Origin of the sequence: Bacteroides sp. BFG-637 (assembly GCF_024793605.1) — a bacterium.
GTDB lineage: Bacteria > Bacteroidota > Bacteroidia > Bacteroidales > Bacteroidaceae > Bacteroides > Bacteroides vicugnae.
In genome coordinates, this window is record NZ_JANUPD010000002.1 from 3,771,636 (window position 1) to 3,793,652 (window position 22,017).

Consider the following 22,017-nt stretch of genomic DNA (forward strand, 5'->3'; position numbering starts at 1 on the left):
TTAACTCTATGCAAATATATGGGGTAAAGTAGCTTTGTTGCTAATAGTTTTATCGAATAGTATATCAAATTTGTGCAATGATTCTGCTTGATATATATAAAGGACAGTATTCTTTCTCTAAATGATGCAGAAGTATTAACGATTTCATCTAATTGAATTTTATAAATCATGCTATCTTTTTAGTAACTTCTTTTAATTAGTTTAGTCAGTTACAGTTAGACAACTCGCTGGTTGCAGTTGTGTATCTACTTAGATGGACAAGTGTAACTTGATGGTTGCACAACTGCAGTTCACTAATGAAAGCAATAGACGGAATTCTTGGATAATGGATTGATAAATAAAGTATTATATGCAAAATGCAGTTTTCTTTCGGAAAAAAGCAAAATCATCCTGTTCTTTTTTGTAAACTAATCTTTATTTTACTCTATTTTTAGGGTTAAATAGCTGATTTTTAGTTCTGCCACATTTTTATATTTCCCCCTATAATACTTAGAATAAATACAATAATGTGGCAGGTTATGGATTTATGATTTCTCTGGAATTATCCTTTTGCTTTCTTGATAAACTCCGTAGGCAAACATCCGAAATACTTCTTGAAACTCGTAGCAAAGTAAGAAGGTGTATTGAAACCTACCATTGTGCTAACTTCTGCTATCGTGTAGCGACCATCTTTTAATAATTTGGCCGCTTCATTGAAACGGATCTTTCGTATAAAGTCAATAGTCGATTCGCCTGTAATAGCTTTCAATTTGAGATGTAGATTAGAACGGCTCATGTTCATTTCTCTGGCAAACTCGTCAGTAGAGAATTCAATATTATCCATATTTTTTTCTACAATGGCTACGGCACGTTTCAGTAAGGCTTCATCCATGGCGTTAAACGTAATCTTTTCCGGTTCCACTTCCAGAGATTTAGAATACCGTTCAAGCATACGTCTGCGGGTACGCATCATATTCTGTATCTTCGTAGTCAGGATAGCCAGCGAGAATGGTTTCGGGATATAATCATCCGCACCCATTTGCAGACCTTCCATCTGGTCTTTGACTTCGCTTTTAGCAGACAGGATAATCACGGGAATATGACAGGTACGGATATTTTGCTTCACATTCTTACATAATTTAATACCATCCATCACAGGCATCATGACATCAGTTACAATGATGTCAACTTCATTGTCTTTCAGTTTTTCCAAAGCTTCTTCACCATTCCCGGCTTCCAGCGTATTGAAAAGTTCGGCAAGTCCGCTACTAAGATAATGGCGGATTTCATTATTGTCCTCTACAATAAGAATAGTGCCACGCTTCTTGTCACCGGCTTCGATCGTTTCGCTTTCGATCTTTTCCGTATCAATGAAATACATTTCTTTCGAATTGGTGGAATATACCTGACCTTCCTCATTCAGACTGTCATTAGAAGCCAGTTCGGAGGACTTATAGGTATTTATGTCTTGTGGCAGATAAACAGAGAAAGTGCTGCCTTTGCCCTCTTCACTGTCCAATTCGATACGGCCATGGTGTAATTCTACCAGACGTTGTACCAATGAAAGACCGATACCACTTCCTACGTGCTCACTCTCTATCTGATAAAAACGTTCGAATATTTTTCCCTGTTTGTTGATAGGAATGCCGATGCCGGTGTCACTAACCTGCAGTACCAGCCAATTATTCTCCTCTTTCAATGTCACAGTGATGCTTTGACCGCTTTCCGTATATTTGAAAGCATTTGAAAGCAAGTTATTAACAATCAGTTCCAGATAATTAGGATCAAAAAGTTCCTCTTTATCTTCCAATTCAGAATGGAGAGTATAAGTAATCTTTTTGTGGCGTGCCAGTTTATCATAGAACAAGAAATTATCTTGTATTAGTTGATGCGCATTCTCTTTCTTAACTTTCAACTCGAAAACTCCCAATTCGGCTCGGCGATAATCCATCAGTTGGTTCACAAGATGTAGCAGACGATTAGCATTACGTTGGATATATTCCAGTTGATTACGAGTCCAACGGTCACTGATCTTATTGATTATTTCTTGTAAAGGAGCCAAGATAAGAGTCAACGGCGTACGAAGTTCATGGGAAATATTGATGAAGAAGCGCATCTTCATCTGGTTGATTTCTTCTTGATGCTCCTTGTCTTTGCGCTCGAGCTCCAGTTTTGCCTCCATGCTCTTCCGCATCCAGAAGAAGCGGAAGACGAAAGTGATAAAGCCGATAAAAACAGCAAGGAAAAGCATGATTGCCCACCAAGTCTTGTACCATATAGGGAGAACTATGATTTCCAACATTGTAGGTACGGTATTCCATTTTCCGTCACTATTAGCTGCTTTCACCAGAAAATGATAAGTACCTTGCGGCAAGTTGGAGTAGGAGACAGTACGTTTGTCTGTCAGATAATACCACTCTTTATCATATCCTTCCAATTTATAAGCGAAAGTATTGTGTTGACCTGAAATATAGTTGGATACCACAAATTCAATAGTGAAAGCTGTTTGCCATGATTTTAGCGTGATACTTTCTGTTTCATTGATATTCTTAGTCAGGATACCGGTTTCATCATCCGGACGGACTGTCTTGTTAAACAGTTGAAGTTTAGTGATAACTACCGGAGGAGTGTAAGGGTTGTCCAGTAGGAGTTCCGGGCGGAAAGTTGTGATACCGTTGATACCCCCGAAGTACATTTGCCCATTAGAGGTGCGGCAGAATGAAGAAGTATTAAACTGATTACTCTGCAACCCGTCGGATTCCGTAAAATTACGGAACTTCTCTGTCTCCGGATTGAAACAGGAGATACCGCGGTTGGTGCTTACCCAGAGACGCCCGAAGGTATCTTCCAGAATACCGTAGACCACATTATTGGGTAAACCGTTAGCTGTTGTATATCGTTTGATTTTCTTCTCTTTTTCATTAAAACTGTAGAAACCTTCACGCGTACCTACCCAAATGATGCCATTGGCAGCTTCATAAATGCAATTGGTAAACATCTTTGTTACAGATGATTCCGGAAGAATAGGAGCTTTTTCTATTTCGATCCCTTCCTGCTGAAAGACTGATATACCTTCTTCGCCACCGATCCAAAGACGTTTACGGGAATCTCTGAACAGGATTGTGATTCGTTGTGAAGTAAATGGCGTACCGTCTTTTTCTTTATCTATGGTGGTAAAGCTCCGTTTCTCCGGATTAAAACTAACCAGCGCACTTAAAGTTCCTAATAAAATACTACCCTCCTTGTCAGGAAGAATGGCATATACATTTTCATTGACCAACTGGCTATTCAGCTGATTAAAACTTTCCATTTGTCCACTGTTACGGTGGAGAACAGTCAGACCACCCGCATGTGTTCCTATATATACAAGTGATTTTTGTTCATCTACATATACGGCTTTGATATTGTTGGAACCAATACCGATTTCCCGTTCGTCTTCCTGTAGAATATAGTGTGTAAATTGTTGTGTCTTTGGGTTATATAGATTCAATCCACCATCATTCGTTCCTATCCATAAGTTCTTATTCTTATCTTCGGTAATGCAACTGACTACATTGTCACTTAAAGAATTCTTATATGGAATACGCTGAATATTCTTGAATCTGTTGCGGATCGGATGATAATAATTTAGTCCTCCGAAATATGTTCCAAGCCACATTCCGCCCTGCGAATCCATAAAGATACTGCGGACCGAACGCTGTGACAGACTCCCGCTTTCTACCGGACTGCTGCTATAAGAAACGAAAGAATCGTTTGCTTCCATGATAAATGTTTAAATCATTGAATGTTCCTATCCATAGGCGATTTTGCGAATCCAGTGCCAGGGAACGGATATAATTGGAACTGATACTTTTAGGATTGGAAGAAGAATGATGATAAGCTTTTACTTCTTGCGTTTTCGGATTGAGTAGAAGTAGACCGGCTCCTTCGGTAGCTATCCAGATGCGGGTAGGGGATTGCTGTAAAATGGCCTGAATCTGTTTAGTTCCTGTTATCGGACTAATTTTCTCCAGTTTCTTTTGGGGAATGGAATAGCTGTAAAGCCCGTCAACAGGGGTACCGATATAGATAATATCACCATTCCGGTAAAGAGCAGAAGCCACTATCTTATGCATGGCTGTGCTAAAAGAATCATCAACGAATCGTGATTCTTTAATATCGAACATAGTCAGACCTTCCTGTGTACTTATAAGCAACTGCTCAGGCGAGATTTCTGCAATACCATTGATTTGCTGTTTCTTGCCTTTTTTCTCATAGAAGAAATTCCTGAACTTGTCTTTCTCTTCGTCATAATATGACAAACCATCCCGTGTACCGATCCAAACCCGTCCCTGACTGTCGGTCTTTACGATTCGGGAAATATCATTAGCGATACTGTTCGGATCATCTTCATTATGCTGATAAACTGTAAATGAATACCCATCGTACTTGTTTACTCCGTCATAAGTTGCGAACCACATATTGCCTCGTTGGTCCTGATCGATAGAGAATACGGTACTTTGTGACAATCCTTCATTAATAGAGATATAGGAGAAGTTGATTTGCTCCGGAATATCAGAAAAAGCATAATTAACTCCTGCACATAGAAAAAGTAGACAGATTGTTATTTTGTTAAGGCTGCTCATTATTAGTTCATAAGATTAATAATGGCATCAAAGATAGTGAAATCTTTGATATACCCCATGAATTGACCGGAAAACTATACAATCTTTCCGCCCCGCGTTAAATGTCTTTTTTCATAATGAGGTGATTCTCATTGTCGATACGTTGGTATGATATTTCGTTCATAATGCTTCGTATAAGGAATATTCCCAGCCCCCCGATTGGACGTTCCTCCAAAGAAAGCGTAACATCTACCTCGTCTACTTGTGTCGGATCAAAAGAGGCTCCTTTGTCCGTTAATAGGAAAACGAGTTGTTTTTCGCTGTAAGTTACTCTTAATAGGATGGTGTGTTGTTCTTGAGTCGGATAGGCATACATAATTATATTGGCTACGGCCTCTTCCAATGCCAGATTAATATTCATTGTCGTTTCAAATGACAAAGAAAGTTCCTCTCCCAGTTCTTCGATGAAACTGGCTAAAACTGAAATTTCATTTAAATCGTTTGAGATCTTTATTTCTCTTTCCATAATGATATGTGCTTAATTGTTTGTTGTCCCGGGTTCATATTGAATAAGTAAAATAGTCAAGTCATCGCTGGCTTCTGCTTCTTTGACATGCTCTGCTATAGAGTCCACTATACCATTAACAGTGGTGCGTACATCAGACGTGCTATTATCAGACAATGTTTTCAATAACTTTTCGTCTCCATATAGTTCTTTGTCTGTATTTTCAGCTTCTGTCACTCCATCGGTGTAGAGGAACAGTTTACTTCCTTTCTCCAATGTTGTTTCATCTTCGGTATAGGCAAATTCTTCAATGACACCGACAAATATCTGTGTTTTGAATTCTAGGAAAGAAACCTGTCCGTCCGGACGAATCAATATGGGAGGATTATGTCCGGCATTACACAGTTTCAGTTTACCTGTTTCCAAATCAAGGATTCCGACAATAAGCGTAACAAACATGTTGGATTCGTTATTATCAGAAATCGAGTTGTTCATATCCGTCACAATCTTAGCCGGCGAAAGTACCTGTTGTGACAAGGTGCGGAATAAACTACGGGTGATAGCCATAAATAGAGAGGCGGGCACTCCTTTCCCCGAAACATCTCCGATTAAAAAGTAGAGGTGATTGCCATCCATATAGAAATCATAAAGGTCTCCACCTACTTCTTTGGCGGGATGGAGTATAGCATGTAAATCTACATCATTGCGTTCGGGATAAGGAGGGAATATTTTAGGAAGCATCCCCATTTGAATTTCCCGTGCTATGGAAAGCTCGCTTTCAATCCGTTCTTTGCTGGCAGTGGTATCTCTTAGTTCACCTACGTAGGTAGATAAAGAGTGTTGCATGAAGACAAGTGAATCATGTAAATCCTTTATTTCATCTTTGGAATGTACTTCCGGCAGGATAACATCAAACCGTCCGGTCGCAATTTCCCGGGCTGATTCGGAGAATTTCTCCAGTGGACTGACAAGGCGTCGGATAATGCTGTATATGATTAGAAATAAAGCTATCATACCAACCATAAAGGTATAGATGATTTTCCGTGAGGTGTTATCCAATTCCTGAAGAATAATCTGGCTTGGACAAACAGTACATACCGACCATCCTATTTGAGGAATGGTTGTGTAAAATGCATACGAGTCGACTCCTTTATTATTGAAGCGCATAGTTCCGGTATGTCCTGCCAGCATTTCGTGTCCGATCTGTTCCTGTGCTAGATTTTCTTTGGCGAAAGCTTCGGAGAATATCGTTTCATTCATGATCTTGCTTCGGTCCATGTGAGTCAGAAAGCTTCCGTTACGGCTAATTAAATAGGTGTAGCTGGAAGGATAAGGCTTCAGTAGACTGATTGTATCAGTGAATTGTGTCAGGGATATATTGGCAGTGAAAACTGCATATAGTTCCCCTTTGCTGTCAAACAGAGGTTTGGCATAAGTACTCATGATGAAGTTTCCCCCTCCGTCGTCATAGTAAGGCTCACTCCAATAAGGTTGTTTAAGTAACTGGGGAATAAGATACCAATCCATGCATGGATAGTCATAATTCTGACTGCCCAATACCTGATAGGTTATTTCTCCATTTATTTCATCCTTAAAAGAAGCATAAGGCATGAAATATTTCCCTTTTTCCTTATAATAGTCGGGAACAAAAGCTATGCCGCTTCCGACGATGAACTGATTGTTTCTTACAACAGATTCTATAATATTGTGTAAAGAGTCCGGGTGATCAATATTCTTTTCCAAGACCCAGACAGATTGGTTGACAGTCGTCTCAACAGACAGTAGCTGACCGCTGATTTCTGTAGCAATGTTACTTAATAGTCCATGAGTGCGTTCGATTGCAAAGCCCGTTACTTTCTGTTGGCTATAATAATAAAATAACGCCATGATAGTAGCAAAGATAATTAACGTAAAAGATAGTACGTAGATACTTAGTCGGGTTGCAAAAGAATGGGAGAATGTGTATTTCATGAATGAATGTCTATTATTTTACAAAATTTTCATAACGGATATCATTGGAATTTTGAGTTTGATCCGGCAACAAAATACTTGTTGCCAGATTAAACTCTTCCCGGCTTAGCCGATAGGGACGTTGCCCGCTCTTCTTGTTTGTTTGTAACCTTAGTATCTCATCCAACATTTTACGTTGGTGATACCGGTTGGTTCCTATGTTGTGTTGATGCACTTGTTCCATTACGATGTCCAATGTTTGTTCGCGGTGTTCATTTGCCCATTCCCAGCCACGCATGCTGGCACGGGCTAATTTCTGTACTGCTTGAGGATATTTCTGATAGAATTCTCTGCTAACATAAAGTCCGTCCTCCGGCAGGTTATATCCATAATCCGAGAAATGCATGATATGAATTGAATCAGTCTTTACACCGGCTTCAATTAGTTGTAGAAACTCATTGTAACTTCCTACGAGACAAATATCCACAGCTTTTGATAGGAAAATGTTGACTCCCCCCATTGAAACGTATCCATTCCACCTGGAGTTGATATTTGTTGGCTATTTGATCCAGTAGTTCTTGACTAAGATGATTCCATACCCCTATTTTCTTATGTTGCAAAGATAAAATACCCTTGAGTGGTGAACGACTGACAAGCATCAGGCTGTTTTCCTGTGAGGTTTGCAAGATATTGACTACCTGTGCACCTGCAAAATATTCAGTCAGGGCATACGATAGGTTCATAACTACCGCTTGCGAATATCCTTTCTGCAGGAAAGAAAAAGAGCTTGCCGAAAGCGAAGGATGTACTACGTGTACGTCAAGTCCTTCTTCCTTGTAGAATCCTAGTTTGTCAGCTACGTAATAGCCTGCAAATTGTGCTTGTGCCGTCCATTTAGGTGTGAGGTTAATCGACTGCGCATTCACCGGTTCTGTCAGAAAGAACAGAGATAGCAAGATACAGCAAATAATAGATGCTTTTCTCATTACTAAGTGGGATTAACGAATGATAAAAAGGCTGGAACAGCCTGTCATATCGAATATTTTCCGTATTTCCGGACGCATAGCTTCCAATACAAGTTGTCCGCTGTGTTGCTTTACACTTTTCTGGAGGGTTATCAGACTTCTTAAACCGGAACTGCTGATATATAGTAATCCTTCGCAGTTGATTATTATATTAGGATTCTGAATGCTTAGCAGAGGTTGGATGAGAGCATTGAATTCGTTCGTATTGGCAGTGTCCAATCGTCCTTCAACAGTGAGTATGATAACTTCCTCTATTTTACATAAGTTCGTTTTAAGAGTTGCCTCCGGTTTGAAATCCATGTCTATTTTTTTAGTCAGGATTAGTTCGTTTTGACTGTCCGTCGAATGATATTCTACTTTATCCATGGTGCGGCGAATCAGAAAGAGCCCCAAACCTTGTGTCAGTTGCTGTTCCAGAGATAGTGCATCTCCTGATGCTTCATTTTCAGATTTTGTGGGATCGAATGAAATACCATCGTCAATAATTTGGGCAATCAGTAGTCCGGGTGCCACGGAAGTTTTCAATATGATTTCACCTTTTTGATTTTGAGGGTAACCGTGATGGATAATATTGCTTATTGCTTCTTCAATAGCAAGATTGAGACTCATTGTAATGCCGGAAGGTAAATGTAATGATATGCCTAATTCTTCGATGAATTGGGCAATTATTGCAATTTCCTCTACCTGATTTTCGATAGTGATTTCCTTTTCCATATTCTTTAAGTAGCGCGTCATATTATAATTTATTCTTGTTTGGGGTGAATGCTGCCACAAAAGTATTAGTAAAGGTGAAAAGTCTGAAATATATTACCCCCAAATAGTTCCCATTTTAGCTAATCTCCCTATATTGGGACGCTTTTTGCAAGTGGGATGCTCCCGTTCTTTTCGCGAAAAGACTACTTTTGTCGCTCAAAACAAAAAAACATGGTAAACGTAATTGTTCTCTGCATTGAATTGTTGCTGGATATTGTGGGCTTGGTATTGGGAATACTTGTTTATTCACGTTCTTCAGACAATAATGGACTTACAAAAGCATGGGGAGTATTGGCTATCACTCTGTCCCTTCTTCTTTTGTGTGATAATCTGGAATGGATGTGGATTTTCAGTAGAGGAGGTGAGGAGACGATTCCGCGTTTTACTGAAGTTCCGATGAATCATCTTTCGATATGGCATATTGTCCGGGTGATTGTCTTTTTTCAATTCTTTTCTATTTTTCCTATAGCCTCATTGAAACCGGGATGGATGACTTTTTCAAGAGTCGTCAGTTTATGTATTCCTATTTTGCTGATCACATGTATAGCTTGTTGTTATGAGTTTTTCAACGGTCACTATACTACTCTAAAATCTTTTGCCTCCATTCGGGAGAATATTGGAGAACAGGATGTACGGGTAAGGCTGATGCTGTTTATAATCAGTGTAATTACTCCTTCCGTAAATTTCCTCTTTCCATATATGAGACGATGGATCCCAGTCCGACGTAAACAGAGTAAGGCAATGTCGATTTATATGATGTGTTTTGCTATCATCATGTCCGGCTATATTTGGCTGATGCTGGGTACTAGTGGATTATGCTTTAACATGTTCGGTTATATTGTAATCCTTCCCGTCCTTTTTTTAAATATACTATATTTGCGTAATGAGAATCCGCTTTCTTTACCTCCCCAGCCTGTAGAAGAGTTGGAGATGGAAGAAATAGAAGCCATTCGGGAAATTGCAGTTTCACCTGTCGTTCTTGAACTATCCAATCAGATGCAAAGTCTTATGAAACATAGTAAATCGTTTACTAATCCTCTATATTCCTTACAGGATTTCTTGAATGATTTGAATACGAATGAAAACAGACTCAATAAGGCTCTTCATTATGATGGCTTTTCCGGTTTCAGAGATTATATTAATTTCTACCGTTTGCAGTATTTTAAAGAACAGGCACAGCTGAAAAAAGACCTTACAGTAAAGGAATTAATGTTTTTGAGCGGCTTTACCTCCCGTTCCAGTTTTTACCGTTATTTTGCGAGTGTGGAAAAAATGTCTCCCAGTGAATATATGGAGATGCTCAATAGAGAAAATTAATAAGGAGTGTGGGAAAAGAATCACCACAGATCATAGAATTAGCACGGATTTGATTGTAATTCAAAGATTATCAATGCAGAATCGATGTTTCTTTTATGTAATCTGTGGTGAAACTTGAAACTAACAGGTTATTTATTTAGCTAAATCTCCTATTTCGTCTAAATTCTTCTGAATATCATCATCAGTCAATGAATAGTTTACCAAGTCACCGGCCAAATACTTATCATAAGAAGCCATATCAATCAGGCCATGTCCGGAAAGATTAAACAGGATTACTTTTTCTTCTCCTGTCTCCTTGCATTTGTTAGCTTCGCGGATAGCCGCTGCAATAGCGTGGCTGGACTCTGGAGCCGGAATAATACCTTCAGACTGTGCAAACAGACAACCTGCTTCGAAAGATTCCAATTGCTGTATATCTACTGCCTCCATCAGATTGTCCTTGAGCAACTGTGAAACGATGACACCTGCACCATGATAACGAAGACCACCGGCATGAATATGGGCCGGAGCAAAATTGTGTCCCAGGGTAAACATCGGTAGCAACGGAGTATATCCGGCTTCATCACCGAAGTCATACTGGAACTTACCACGTGTCAGTTTCGGGCAAGAAGCAGGTTCGGCAGCAACAAAACGAGTCTTTTTTCCTGCCTGTATCGTGTGACGCATGAATGGGAAAGAGATACCTCCGAAATTGGAACCACCTCCGAAACAACCGATTACGATATCCGGATATTCACCTGCCATTTCCATCTGTTTTTCAGCTTCCAGTCCGATAATAGTCTGGTGAAGAGTAACATGGCTAAGTACAGAACCGAGCGTATATTTACAGTTGGGAGTCATTTGTGCCAGTTCGATAGCTTCCGAAATAGCTGTTCCCAACGAACCCTGATAAGTGGGATGTTTAGTTAGAATATCCTTACCGGCACGGGTAGACATGGATGGAGAAGGAGTCACCTGTGCTCCGAAAGTCTGCATGATGCTGCGGCGGTATGGCTTTTGTTCATAACTGATCTTTACCTGATAAACTGCAGCTTCCAAACCGAAAACCTTAGCTGCATAAGAAAGAGCGGCTCCCCATTGTCCGGCACCGGTTTCAGTGGTGATGTTGGTCACCCCTTCTTCTTTGCAATAATAAGCCTGTGCCAATGCAGAGTTCAACTTATGTGAACCGATAGGGCTGACACTCTCATTCTTAAAATAGATATGAGCCGGAGTACCGAGTGCTTTTTCCAATCCGTAAGCACGAACTAGCGGAGTACTGCGATAGTATTTATACATTTCGCGCACTTCTTCCGGTATTTCGATCCATGCATCGGTCTGATTCAGTTCCTGATGACACAGTTCCTTAGCGAAAATCGGATACAAGTCTTCCGCTTTCAGTGGTTGTTTGGTTCCCGGATGTAACGGAGGCATAGGTTTGTTTACCATATCAGCCTGAATGTTGTACCAGTAGTGTGGAATTTCTTCTTCGGGTAAAATATACCGTTTTCTTTTTTCACTCATAATATTGTAGTTTTTTAGTTTCTTGTTGCCAAAAGTACTCAAATTTTTAATATTCAGAAAATTTTGTCAACAAAGAATCGGTTCTAATTGTTATTTTACTTAAGTTTGCACGACCCTGTTAAAAAAGATGATATGAAGATTTATCATAAGTTTTTATTGTATCAGAATAAACTGCTAAAACCCTATGTACGTATCTTGTTGGGGCTGGTAGAAGCACTCACCTATCTGGCATCTCTGTTGTTGATTGTCGGAGTAGTATATGAACACGGCTTTCCCTTATCCATAGATGAAGTGGCGAATTTGCAGACATTGTATAAAACAGTCTGGATCATCTTTCTGATTGATGTAACTTTACATATCTCACTGGAATACCGGAATACTAAAAAACAATACCGGCGATTGGCCTGGATATTAAGCGGATTGTTATATCTCACTCTAATACCCGTCATTTTTCACCGTCCGGAAGAAGAAGGAGCTATTTTGCAGATTTGGGAATTCCTGCATGGGAAGTTTTATCATCTCCTGTTGCTATTAGTCCTTTCCTTCCTCAACTTGTCCAATGGGCTGGTGCGCCTGTTGGGACGGCGTACCAATCCGTCCTTGATATTGGCAGTCAGTTTTATGGCTATTATCCTGATTGGAGCAGGCTTGTTGATGCTTCCGCGCTGCACGGTGAATGGCATTACTTGGGTGGACTCTTTATTTACGGCTACCAGTGCCGTATGTGTTACAGGGTTGGTTCCGGTAGATGTATCTACAACATTCACCACTTCCGGATTAGTTGTCATAATTCTATTGATTCAGATCGGCGGATTAGGAGTGATGACATTAACCAGCTTCTTTGCCATGTTCTTCATGGGGAACACTTCCATTTACAATCAGCTCGTTGTGCGTGATATGGTTAGTTCCAATTCGTTAGGCTCATTACTGTCTACCTTACTATATATATTAGGTTTTACTTTAGTGATTGAAGGGATTGGCATGGCCTCGATTTGGTTTAGTATTCACGGTACGTTGGGAATGACTTTGGAAGGGGAGTTAGGTTTTGCTGCTTTCCATTCTATATCAGCTTTTTGTAATGCAGGCTTTTCTACACTTTCCGGTAATTTAGGGAATCCGATGGTGATGGCCAATCATAATGGACTGTTTATTTCTGTTTCTTTACTGATAATCTTCGGGGGATTGGCTTCCCCATTCTTGTCAATTTCAAGGATATTGTATTGTATCACCTGTGTCGTTTCTGGAAATTGGTCTGTACACGTAAACTGGATCGTCACAAAATGCAGCATCTCTATAACCTGAATACGAAAATTGTGCTAATCATGACTTTCCTGCTTTTATTAATCGGTACATTAGCTATTGCTGCTTTTGAGTGGAATGCTTCCTTTGCCGGTATGCCTTTGGCAGACAAATGGACTCAAGCCTTCTTTAATGCCACTTGTCCGCGAACAGCCGGTTTCAGTAGTGTCGATCTGGCATCGTTGAGCGTGCAGACTTTATTGGTTTATCTATTCTTGATGTGGGTTGGCGGTGGTTCACAGTCTACGGCAGGTGGTGTGAAAGTGAATGCTTTTGCGGTCGTGGTTCTGAATCTTGTAGCCGTATTGCGTGGTACTGAACGGGTAGAAGTGTTCGGCAGGGAATTGTCTTACGATTCAATCCGGCGTTCCAACGCAACAGTAGTCATGTCATTGGGAGTGTTATTCATCTTTATTTTCACATTGAGCATACTCGAACCGGGTGTTTCCATCATGGCATTGACTTTCGAATGTGTCTCTGCACTTAGTACTGTAGGATCCAGTCTGAATCTGACCCCTCATTTGTGTGATGCCAGTAAGTTGTTGGTATCCTTGTTGATGTTTATCGGACGTGTGGGATTGATAACATTGATGTTGGGAATTGTAAAACAGAAAAAGAATACAAAATACCGTTATCCGAGTGATAACATTATAATAAACTAAAGATATGAAGTATATTATTATCGGTTTAGGAAATTACGGTCATGTGTTGGCCGAGGAATTGTCTGCGTTAGGACACGAGATTATTGGTGCGGATATTAGTGAAAGTCGTATAGATTCAATCAAAGATAAGGTTGCTACAGCTTTTGTCATTGATGCCACTGACGAACAATCATTGTCAGTGTTACCATTGAATAGTGTGGATATAGTGATTGTAGCGATTGGTGAGAATTTTGGTGCATCGATACGTGTTGTTGCTCTGTTGAAGCAGAAAAAGGTTCCCCGCATCTTTGCCCGTGCTATTGATGCAGTACATAAAGCAGTGCTTGAAGCCTTTGATCTTGAAAGAATCCTGACTCCGGAAGAAGATGCTGCCCGTAGTCTGGTGCAACTGCTCGATTTCGGCACAAACATGGAAGGGTTCCGCATTGATCAGGATTATTATGTTGTGAAGTTCACGGTTCCAGAAAAATTTGTAGGATATTTTGTGAATGAGTTAAATCTGGATGAAGAATTTCATCTGAAAATGATAGGCTTGAAACGGGCAAATAAGATAACCAATTGCCTGGGTATTTCTCTGACCGAACTTCATGTGAAGAATGAATTATCGGCGGATGAGAAAGTGGAAGAGGGAGATGAGCTGGTTTGTTACGGCAGATACCGAGATTTCCAAACTTTTTGGAAAGCTATTTAATTTATTGGATTTCCGGTTTGCATTGATGGATCGTTACGGGATGCACTTTAACTTTGCATGCCGTAGATGTGAAATCAAGCTGCACAATCTGGCTTTGTGATGTTGCCGGTTTTCGTTGGTCGAATACAAAGTTGCCCAGACTATAAAAGATGGGCTTACCATTGAAATATTCCTCTTTCTGAATGACGTGCGGGTGATGTCCGATGATAGCATCCGCACCTGCACGAATGAGTCGGTGTGCTCCCTTTCTTTGGCTCAGAGTAGGGGAAGATTGATATTCGATTCCCCAATGGAGAATTACGACCACATAACTTTCGGGATTCTCTCGCTTGAAGTTTTTGATTTCCTCTTCTATTTCTTCCGTGGTTTGCTGGCAAATACCGGGATCATTTTCTAAATATACCCAATTCTCCAAAGGAAGTGTAACTGAATTGAAGAGTGCTACTTTAATTTTTCCTTTCTTTATCACTACAGGTTGGCAACTCTCGGAAGAAGTATTACCATATCCTATCGGAGTGATTCCTGCCGATAAGAGATGCTGATAAGTATCTGTCAATCCGTTTCGCCCCTGATCCATAGTATGATTATTCGCTAAAGCCGCATGACTGATGCCGGCTTTAACCAATTCTTCCATCCATCTCGGTTCCGCGCGAAAGATATATTTCTTGTGTAGTGGTGAACGAACCGAAGTGACGGGACATTCCAGGTTGATTACCGTAGCGTCCATTTGATGAAAGAGAGGAGCTACCGACGCAAATAAATCTTCGACACCTCCCCGTTGAATCTGTTGGCGTACCCCTCTGTCCAGAAGAACATCTCCGGTGAAAGCGATAGAGAGACATTCTTCTGACGGGTGCTGGCAGGCAGTAAGCAATAACAGACCTATACTACCTATAATCCGGTTAATTCGGGAAAAGGATATTAGCATCCTGAACTATAAAAAACTCTGTCATCTACTTTAGGTTCTTTCTCCAACAGGATATTTTTCATCCATTCCGGGACGGCAGGCGCTTTCTTTTCTTCCAGCATTTTCTGCCACTCTTCGTCCGTGAGCCGGGTATCCAGTGGCTGGACAAACTCGTAGTAACTAAATGTGGCACCACGGGTAAGATAGAGATTACCCTCTATTTCTACTATCACATAGATATTGTTGGCATTTCCTGTTGCCACATGCAGTACTCCATTCTTATCACATCCCCTCACGTTGCGTGTATAAATATCAGCCACTACAGCTATCGACTTGTCCGGACCTTGCACTAATGACCAGTTATCCAGATGTAAATCCGGATCGAGCACAGACAGAGTGAAATATTCTATACTACTTCCCATATACTCAAGAGTGCGATATTCCTGTTCGGTCAGTTTTTCTCCCCGCAGTTCCTTTTCTGTTACTTGAATCAGAAAGCTGACATAGTCCTGCAACTGCTCTGTCTTTCCTTTCAAGTCATCCGTCAGGCAATTGCTTTGTTGCAGAACCAGTTGGGTGGCTTGCAGAATCCCTGACATTTTCTTCCAGAAAGGAAGATTCGGTTCTACATACCCCACTACGATCGGATCAGGAGGTCCGGCACCTCCACATTCTGCAGCCATGGGCTGTTCTCCGTAAAGGATCGCGTCATGCTTCAATTCAGCCCAAGATGCCAGAGCTGTATTCAGGTTCTTGTATCCCCATTCGGGTGTTTGCATAAATCCCGGCTGGCTCTTGTCCGTTTTCTGCATGGTGAACAGACTTTTCATCCATAATTCGTAGACAGATACTTGTGCAGGCTGGGAAGCTTTGAATTTATCTTTCAGTTTTTGTAATTCTCCGGTATACTGGTTCCAGTTGCCCGGTTCTTTGTAAAAATCAGTCAGTAAAGTCTCGGCGGAGTTTACTCCGAAAGCGGCAAAGACATCCAATCCTTTCGGATAAGCACGTTTGCTGTTTGGGGTGACATCTACCAATTCCTGAAGTACTTCATTATCTGCCAGATATCTTTGTGGCATAAAGTTGATTTTGTCCCGGCAGGAGATTTCTATTTTAGGTTTGATCCTATTCTTGCTTTTTGCCAGTTCAATGAGCGCTTGATTCACCTTTTCTATTTGAACCGGAGTCAATGCATCTTCAGTATATTCTGCTTTATTTTTCTTCAGAATCTGTGCAATATCGAGAAGAGAAAGATTATCAGTCTCACCCATCAGGAAAGTAAGTGGTGTATAGACGCGTTGGTATAGTTCCATTAGTGGTGTCCTGGTCATATCCTTATAACTAGATAGTACGGTAGCCTGAAAGATTGCTTGTTTGAGCTGTTCTTGTTGTTCTCTGCAAAAGCAGGCAGTTTGAAGCCACATCATAGCCTGAAAGTATGCCTGTAATTGGGGTTCACGGGTATAATGTCCGCGTGGTTTGAAAAGACTGTATGGGAAGTATGCATCTTTGTATGAAAGAAACTCCGAGAAATCATCTTCTTGTGCATTAATATGTTCTATTTCCTGTTGATATGCTTTTTGACACTTAGCAGGGAGGCTGGGCGTTTCCTTTGTCAGCAAATAATAAGGGATAGCATAAAAAGTAGCGGCATATTCTGCCATATCTTTCAGAGATTCGTCTTCTGTCTGGCGGGAGATGCTTATGCAAGTTGCGTTGAGTGATAGACATAGTCTTTCCAAAGTAGGAATGATGTGTTGTTTCTCCAGACTTTTCAGTACATAAGAGAAATACATGTGAAATGCCTGTAAATATAAGTCAGTGGTGATGAAATTGGGCACTTGGCGATAATCATTTTCTTCGTAAGCATGAAACAACTGTAAGTTACTTCCTTCTGTAATGGCAAAGTTGTTCTGTTGCAACTTGGCTAGTAATGCCTCGTCTATATCTTTGAATTGGAACAGGTTGACTATATTATTTGCATTTCCTAAATAATAAGAGTCTCGTTGAGTAAACTGTTGCTGACGCATTTCTGCCATGCGAGCATCGATGCGTTCTACGAAAGCCTTCTCTTCAGCCGTCAGTTTGACTTCATCATAGTTTTCCGGAAATTTATTCTCTCCGTCTGCCTCCGATTCATCCCATAACTTCCAGACAAGATCATTATACCATTTCGTATTGGCCGAGAAGAAAGCATTGATGTCCGCTTCCATAAAATGATAACCATGTATAGCGTATGGATAACTACGTAATAAACGTAACTCCTGAAAAGAGTAACGACTGATATCCTGCTTCAAATCAATAGATTGAGGTAGAACAGTATCGGTCAATAATGAGGTGGCAGTCATAACAGTATCTTGTGCCGATGCCGTTGAGGTGTTTTTGTTCTTGCATCCGCAGAGAATAAGAATTAGTGTACAGGACAGTAATAATAGTCGTCTCATGTTTTTCATTATTCTATAAATTACTATATATAAATGATAGTATCTAACGTTAACGTTCAAGAATGCGTTTGGCCTCCTTTTCTTCTGTCTCGCGTTTCAGATATCCCTTAAAATCCAGACCAAAACCTCTCCATGCATATTCCGCTATCAGAAATTTTCCACTTCGTTCCCGTTCCATGGTACGTATCAATACAGGAGTATGTTCACGAATCACTCTAAAATCTTCCAAAGGTTGTGCTACCCTCGAACCTAACCAAAGTGGGCGGATATACGCTTCATCTGCAATCCGGTAAATGAATAACCGCTTGTCAGGTTTGGGATCGAATCGGGTAGGCTTGATAACCCCCACAATAATTTCCGGCATCCCGTCTCCTGTAACATCTCCATAATCAAATTGATAGACAGGGTAAGGCAATTTCCAAACAGAGTGGGAGGGTTGGTCTGTATTCAAATGAATGACATAGAGCGAATCAGATTCTTTGTTCAGAGATACTTCCATGTGTCTTTGATTTACTTGCCATTCAAACCTGTTTTCTTTCCGGCATGAACAGAACATCAGTAAAAGACCTGTAAAAATAAGGAAGTGAATCCTGTGCGACATATCTGTAACGTTTTCTTTTGCAAAGATAGATATTAACCTGTATTTACCTGCCTCTTTTCTCGTAAAAGTGAAAAGTCCAGTATATTATATATGAAAACCACCGGACTTCTCTTTAGTTAAGAAATCCGGTGGCTTATCAGATATTATAAAGCGTATGCCTTATTTCGTTTGAATACGAATATTTCCGGCTTTCACTCCATTTGCTTTGGCTGTAAATACAATTTCTCCGGCAGTTTCACCAGCTTGTATGATAGCTGTCAACATTCCGTTGAAAGTATGCATCTTCGGAAGATGGAATTGTTCCAGATTTGTCGGGTCGCCATTGGCTGCAGCACGATATTTACCGGTTCCCTTTGCAGAGAAGTTTATCTGACGATTATCAGTAGGGCAGAGGTTACCATCTTTGTCTACAACTTTCACAGTCACATACGCTAAGTCTTTTCCGTCTGCAGTCAATTCGTTACGGTTGCTGACCAGTTCGATGTGATGAGGTTTTCCGGCAGTGCGAACCACTTTTTCCGCTACTGCTTTTCCATCTTTGTTATAGGCTATTACTTTTACTTCTCCCGGTTCATATACAGCATCCATCCACATCAGACGATAACGGTTCTTCAACGAACTATCGTTCTTGCTTTGTTTACCATAACTTTTACCATTGATAAACAATTCGGCTGTAGGATAGTTGGTATATACAAATACAGGAGTCACTTCACCTTCACGTCCCGGCCATGTCCAGTGAGGCAGAATATGCAAGGTTTCCGCATCCTTGTTCCATACACTGCGATACAAGTAATAGCGGTCTTTTGGCAGACTGGCAAGGTCGATAATACCAAACATGGAACTGTGATTGGGCCATGCATCCGTATCATAAGGTGATGGTTCACCCAGATAGTCAAATCCTGTCCATACAAATTGTCCGATTGTCCAATGGTTATCATCGGCTAGTGCAAAGTCCTCATCCGGAATATTTGACCATGAACAGGCTTCCACATCATAAGAGGAACATTGATGGTCTTCATACTTAGTACTTTTCTTATCCTCTACCGGGAATTTGTATACTCCACGTGAACTGACAGTAGAAGCAGTCTCACTACCCAAAATCAGATTCTGCGGGAGTTGGTCATAAGATTCCTTATAGCGTTGGGTACGGTAATTAAGTCCCGGAATGTCAATCATGGCTGCAAATCCGTTCGCAAGTACACAAGTAACCTGATCCATTCCGCAGGTGACAGGACGTGTCGGATCTTCTCGGTGGCAAATGTCTTGCAGGAATTTAGCCACTTTATAGCCGACGGGGCTACATTGGGTCGGTACTTCATTACCGATACTCCACATAATCACACATGGATTATTCCGATAATTATGGAGCATATTCACCATATCACGTTCCGCCCATTCATTGAAATAACGGTGATAACCGTTTTCACACTTGGCGATGTCCCATTCGTCGAACGGTTCAATCATCATCATAAATCCCATTTCGTCACACAATGCTACGAGTTCGGGAGTCGGCATATTATGAGAAGTACGGATAGCGTCACATCCCATATCTTTCAGCAATGTAAGTTGATGGCGAAGCGCTGCCACATTAATAGCGGCACCCAGCGGACCTAAATCATGATGATTACATACCCCTTGGAATTTGCGATGTTTTCCGTTCAGATAGAAACCCTTATCAGCGATATATTCAATGCTGCGGATACCGAAACGGGTCGTGTAAGTATCCACCAGTCTATCATCTGCGTAAATTTTGGAAACAGCCTTGTAGAGCGACGGACTTTCCGGTGACCAGAGCTCGGGTGCATTTACAATAAAGTTTTGTTCGAATGGTTGTCCGTGATTAATGCGACTCGTATTTTCTTTGCTGGTAACCACTTTTCCGTCCGGAGAAAGAATCTCTGTCTCTACACGGATTTGTGTTTTCTCACCCGCATTGTCAATCTTCGTTTGAAGACGTATGGCTGCAAAGTCCTTACTAACATGAGGAGTTGTGATTTGTGTTCCCCATACAGGCACATGCACTTTGTCTGTCACGATCAGATGCACATTGCGATACAAACCTGCTCCCGGATACCAGCGCGAGGACTGCGGACGATTTTCCAAACGTACGGCCAGCGTATTGTTCTTTCCGTCTTTATTCATTAGGGGCGTCACATTACAGTGGAAAGAGTTGTAGCCGAAAGGCCAGAAACAAGCCTCTTTTCCATTTACATAGACACGTGCTTCGCTCATGGCGCCATCAAAGAGCAGTGTCACCTCCTTATCGGCAGGAGCATCAAAACTGGTTCGATACCATCCGGTGCCTACATAAGGGAGCCCACCGGTACGTCCTGTTTTCAAGGAAGCCTTTTTCTCGAAGTTCTGTGTCACAGCTACATTCTGCAGGTCATTATTCATATCGAATGGACCGAAAATCGCCCAGTCATGTGGAATAACAACCGACTCCCATTTAGTGTCATTAAACTCCGGCTGGCTAGCCTCTTTAAAATCTCCTTTACTGAATTTCCAGTTTTTCTCGAGCAGCGTCTCACTGCGTTGCGCTTGCAATGTGCAAGCGGTGCCCATCAAAAGTACAGCTAATAACTGTTTTTGGTGTTTCATGTTCATTTTTGCTTTTCAGGTATAAAATATTTTGGATTCGGGGTAAAGTTATAAAAAATGATTCAATAATCTTATCTCTTGAAAGCATTAAATGCATTAGTGGGTTTACCGGTATCGTCAAACAAGCCTTTGTGATAGCCTTTCCAACCACCATAACTTTGAGGTTCCCAAGTGAAAACACCGAGGCATTGATCTATTTCTTTAGCTTTAGTCATGAAATCGGTAAAAAACTCTTCTGCTTCTTCATAATTCCAGTAAATACCAAGCTCACACATCATGACAGGTGTATGATACCGTTCAATCAGGCTTTTCATATTAGCAATACAATCATTGTTTAATTGTCGCCAGTCTTCGGTATCCGGTTCCGGATAAAGAGACATACCGATTACATCCCATTTTCCCCCATCAGCTTTCAGACCGTCAAACAGCCAGATATATCGATTGGGATTATTGCCCTGATCAATATGTACGATAACTTTAGCTTCCGGATAGATTGTTTTAACGGCATCGTATCCTGCTGTTACCAGTTGAGCGAAGTTGGCAGTTTTTCCGCTGCTAGCAGCTCCGTCGGGTTTTAACATGCCTGTACGTGTCTCGTTGCCCACCTGCACCCATTCCACATCGATGCCTCTTGCTTTGATTGCACTTAATACTTCAGTGGTATGGTCGGCTACTGCTTGTTTTAATTCATCAAAGGATAGGTCGGCCCAAGCTGCCGGTTTTTCTTGCCGTCCCGGATCCGCCCAAATATCACTATAATGGAAATCAATCATAATACGGTAGCCTAAGTTGTGGGCGCGCCATGCCTTAGTCACTACATCGTCTTTATCACACCATCCTCCCGGATTAAAGAAACCTTCCTCTTCCGACCATCCCTGATCGGGATTTACCCATACACGTAGACGGATGGCATTCATGCCCAGATCTCGGAGTAGTGACATACATTCATGTCCGTTTCCTTCAGCATCATAGAATTTGTAACCTTCCTTTTCCATTTCTGTCAACCAACTGACATCGGCTCCTTTGGCAAAACCGGACATGTCATAGGCTTGATCTTGATTTTCCGGAAATACCGGTTTATCATCATTGTCGTCACAGGCTGTGAAGAAGGCTCCGCACAGTAGTGCGGAAGCCATCAATATATTTTTGAATCGTTTCATAATTATATACTGTTAT

At 41.1% G+C, this 22,017-nt stretch carries 11 protein-coding genes and 3 pseudogenes; 3 read left to right on the top strand and 11 right to left on the bottom strand.

Annotated elements, in window-relative coordinates:
* Nucleotides 1-541: 541 nt before the first annotated feature.
* The 5 genes and pseudogenes from NXX38_RS14515 to NXX38_RS14535 form a co-directional block, all read right to left on the bottom strand.
* Nucleotides 542-4,604, bottom strand: a pseudogene (locus NXX38_RS14515) (two-component regulator propeller domain-containing protein).
* 97 nt (nucleotides 4,605-4,701) lie between these two features.
* Nucleotides 4,702-5,109 (bottom strand): ATP-binding protein, encoded by a 408-nt coding sequence (locus tag NXX38_RS14520; RefSeq protein WP_004325354.1) that lies wholly within the window; start codon nucleotides 5,107-5,109, stop codon nucleotides 4,702-4,704.
* A gap of 12 nt (nucleotides 5,110-5,121) precedes the next feature.
* The gene (locus NXX38_RS14525; protein WP_217722948.1) at nucleotides 5,122-7,059 is read right to left on the bottom strand and encodes a SpoIIE family protein phosphatase; all 1,938 of its coding nucleotides are present in this window, start codon (nucleotides 7,057-7,059) and stop codon (nucleotides 5,122-5,124) included.
* Nucleotides 7,060-7,072: 13 nt separating this feature from the next.
* Nucleotides 7,073-8,024 (bottom strand): annotated as a pseudogene (locus NXX38_RS14530) (ABC transporter substrate-binding protein).
* A 12-nt stretch (nucleotides 8,025-8,036) separates the two neighbouring features.
* Complete coding sequence (locus NXX38_RS14535; protein ID WP_258979905.1) at nucleotides 8,037-8,777, bottom strand: anti-sigma factor antagonist; 741 nt, start codon at nucleotides 8,775-8,777, stop codon at nucleotides 8,037-8,039.
* 210 nt (nucleotides 8,778-8,987) lie between these two features.
* Here NXX38_RS14535 and NXX38_RS14540 point away from each other — a divergent pair, with 210 nt between their 5' ends.
* Entirely contained in the window at nucleotides 8,988-10,133 is a 1,146-nt protein-coding gene (locus NXX38_RS14540; RefSeq protein ID WP_258979906.1) for a helix-turn-helix domain-containing protein, read from the top strand.
* A gap of 132 nt (nucleotides 10,134-10,265) precedes the next feature.
* Here the strand turns inward: NXX38_RS14540 and NXX38_RS14545 are convergent, their stop codons facing one another.
* Complete coding sequence (locus NXX38_RS14545) at nucleotides 10,266-11,636, bottom strand: TrpB-like pyridoxal phosphate-dependent enzyme (RefSeq protein WP_195650169.1); 1,371 nt, start codon at nucleotides 11,634-11,636, stop codon at nucleotides 10,266-10,268.
* 132 nt (nucleotides 11,637-11,768) lie between these two features.
* On the opposite strand from NXX38_RS14545, the pseudogene NXX38_RS14550 reads away from it, so the two are divergent.
* Together NXX38_RS14550 and NXX38_RS14555 are read left to right on the top strand one after the other, a co-directional pair.
* Nucleotides 11,769-13,597, top strand: a pseudogene (locus tag NXX38_RS14550) (TrkH family potassium uptake protein).
* A 4-nt stretch (nucleotides 13,598-13,601) separates the two neighbouring features.
* A complete protein-coding gene (locus NXX38_RS14555) occupies nucleotides 13,602-14,288 on the top strand; it encodes a TrkA family potassium uptake protein (RefSeq protein WP_217722946.1) in 687 nt (228 codons plus the stop codon).
* A 1-nt stretch (nucleotide 14,289) separates the two neighbouring features.
* On the opposite strand, the gene NXX38_RS14560 is transcribed toward NXX38_RS14555, so the two are convergent.
* From NXX38_RS14560 to NXX38_RS14580, 5 genes are all read right to left on the bottom strand, one after another.
* Nucleotides 14,290-15,216 carry a CapA family protein gene (locus NXX38_RS14560; protein WP_217722945.1) on the bottom strand — a complete coding sequence of 309 codons (927 nt, stop codon included), beginning with the start codon at nucleotides 15,214-15,216 and terminating at the stop codon, nucleotides 14,290-14,292.
* On the bottom strand, nucleotides 15,210-17,639 hold the full coding sequence (locus NXX38_RS14565; RefSeq protein ID WP_217722944.1) for a DUF3160 domain-containing protein: 2,430 nt from the start codon (nucleotides 17,637-17,639) through the stop codon (nucleotides 15,210-15,212). The genes NXX38_RS14560 and NXX38_RS14565 overlap by 7 nt, the downstream gene beginning before the upstream one ends.
* A 49-nt stretch (nucleotides 17,640-17,688) precedes the next feature.
* Entirely contained in the window at nucleotides 17,689-18,138 is a 450-nt protein-coding gene (locus NXX38_RS14570) for a nuclear receptor-binding factor 2 (protein ID WP_148367964.1), read from the bottom strand.
* 261 nt (nucleotides 18,139-18,399) lie between these two features.
* Nucleotides 18,400-20,847, bottom strand: a complete 2,448-nt coding sequence (galB, locus tag NXX38_RS14575) for a beta-galactosidase GalB (RefSeq protein WP_217722942.1) — start codon at nucleotides 20,845-20,847, stop codon at nucleotides 18,400-18,402.
* Nucleotides 20,848-20,912: 65 nt separating this feature from the next.
* Nucleotides 20,913-22,001: a glycosyl hydrolase 53 family protein gene (locus NXX38_RS14580; protein WP_217722940.1), complete on the bottom strand. Its 1,089-nt coding sequence runs from the start codon at nucleotides 21,999-22,001 to the stop codon at nucleotides 20,913-20,915.
* Nucleotides 22,002-22,017 lie beyond the last annotated feature (16 nt).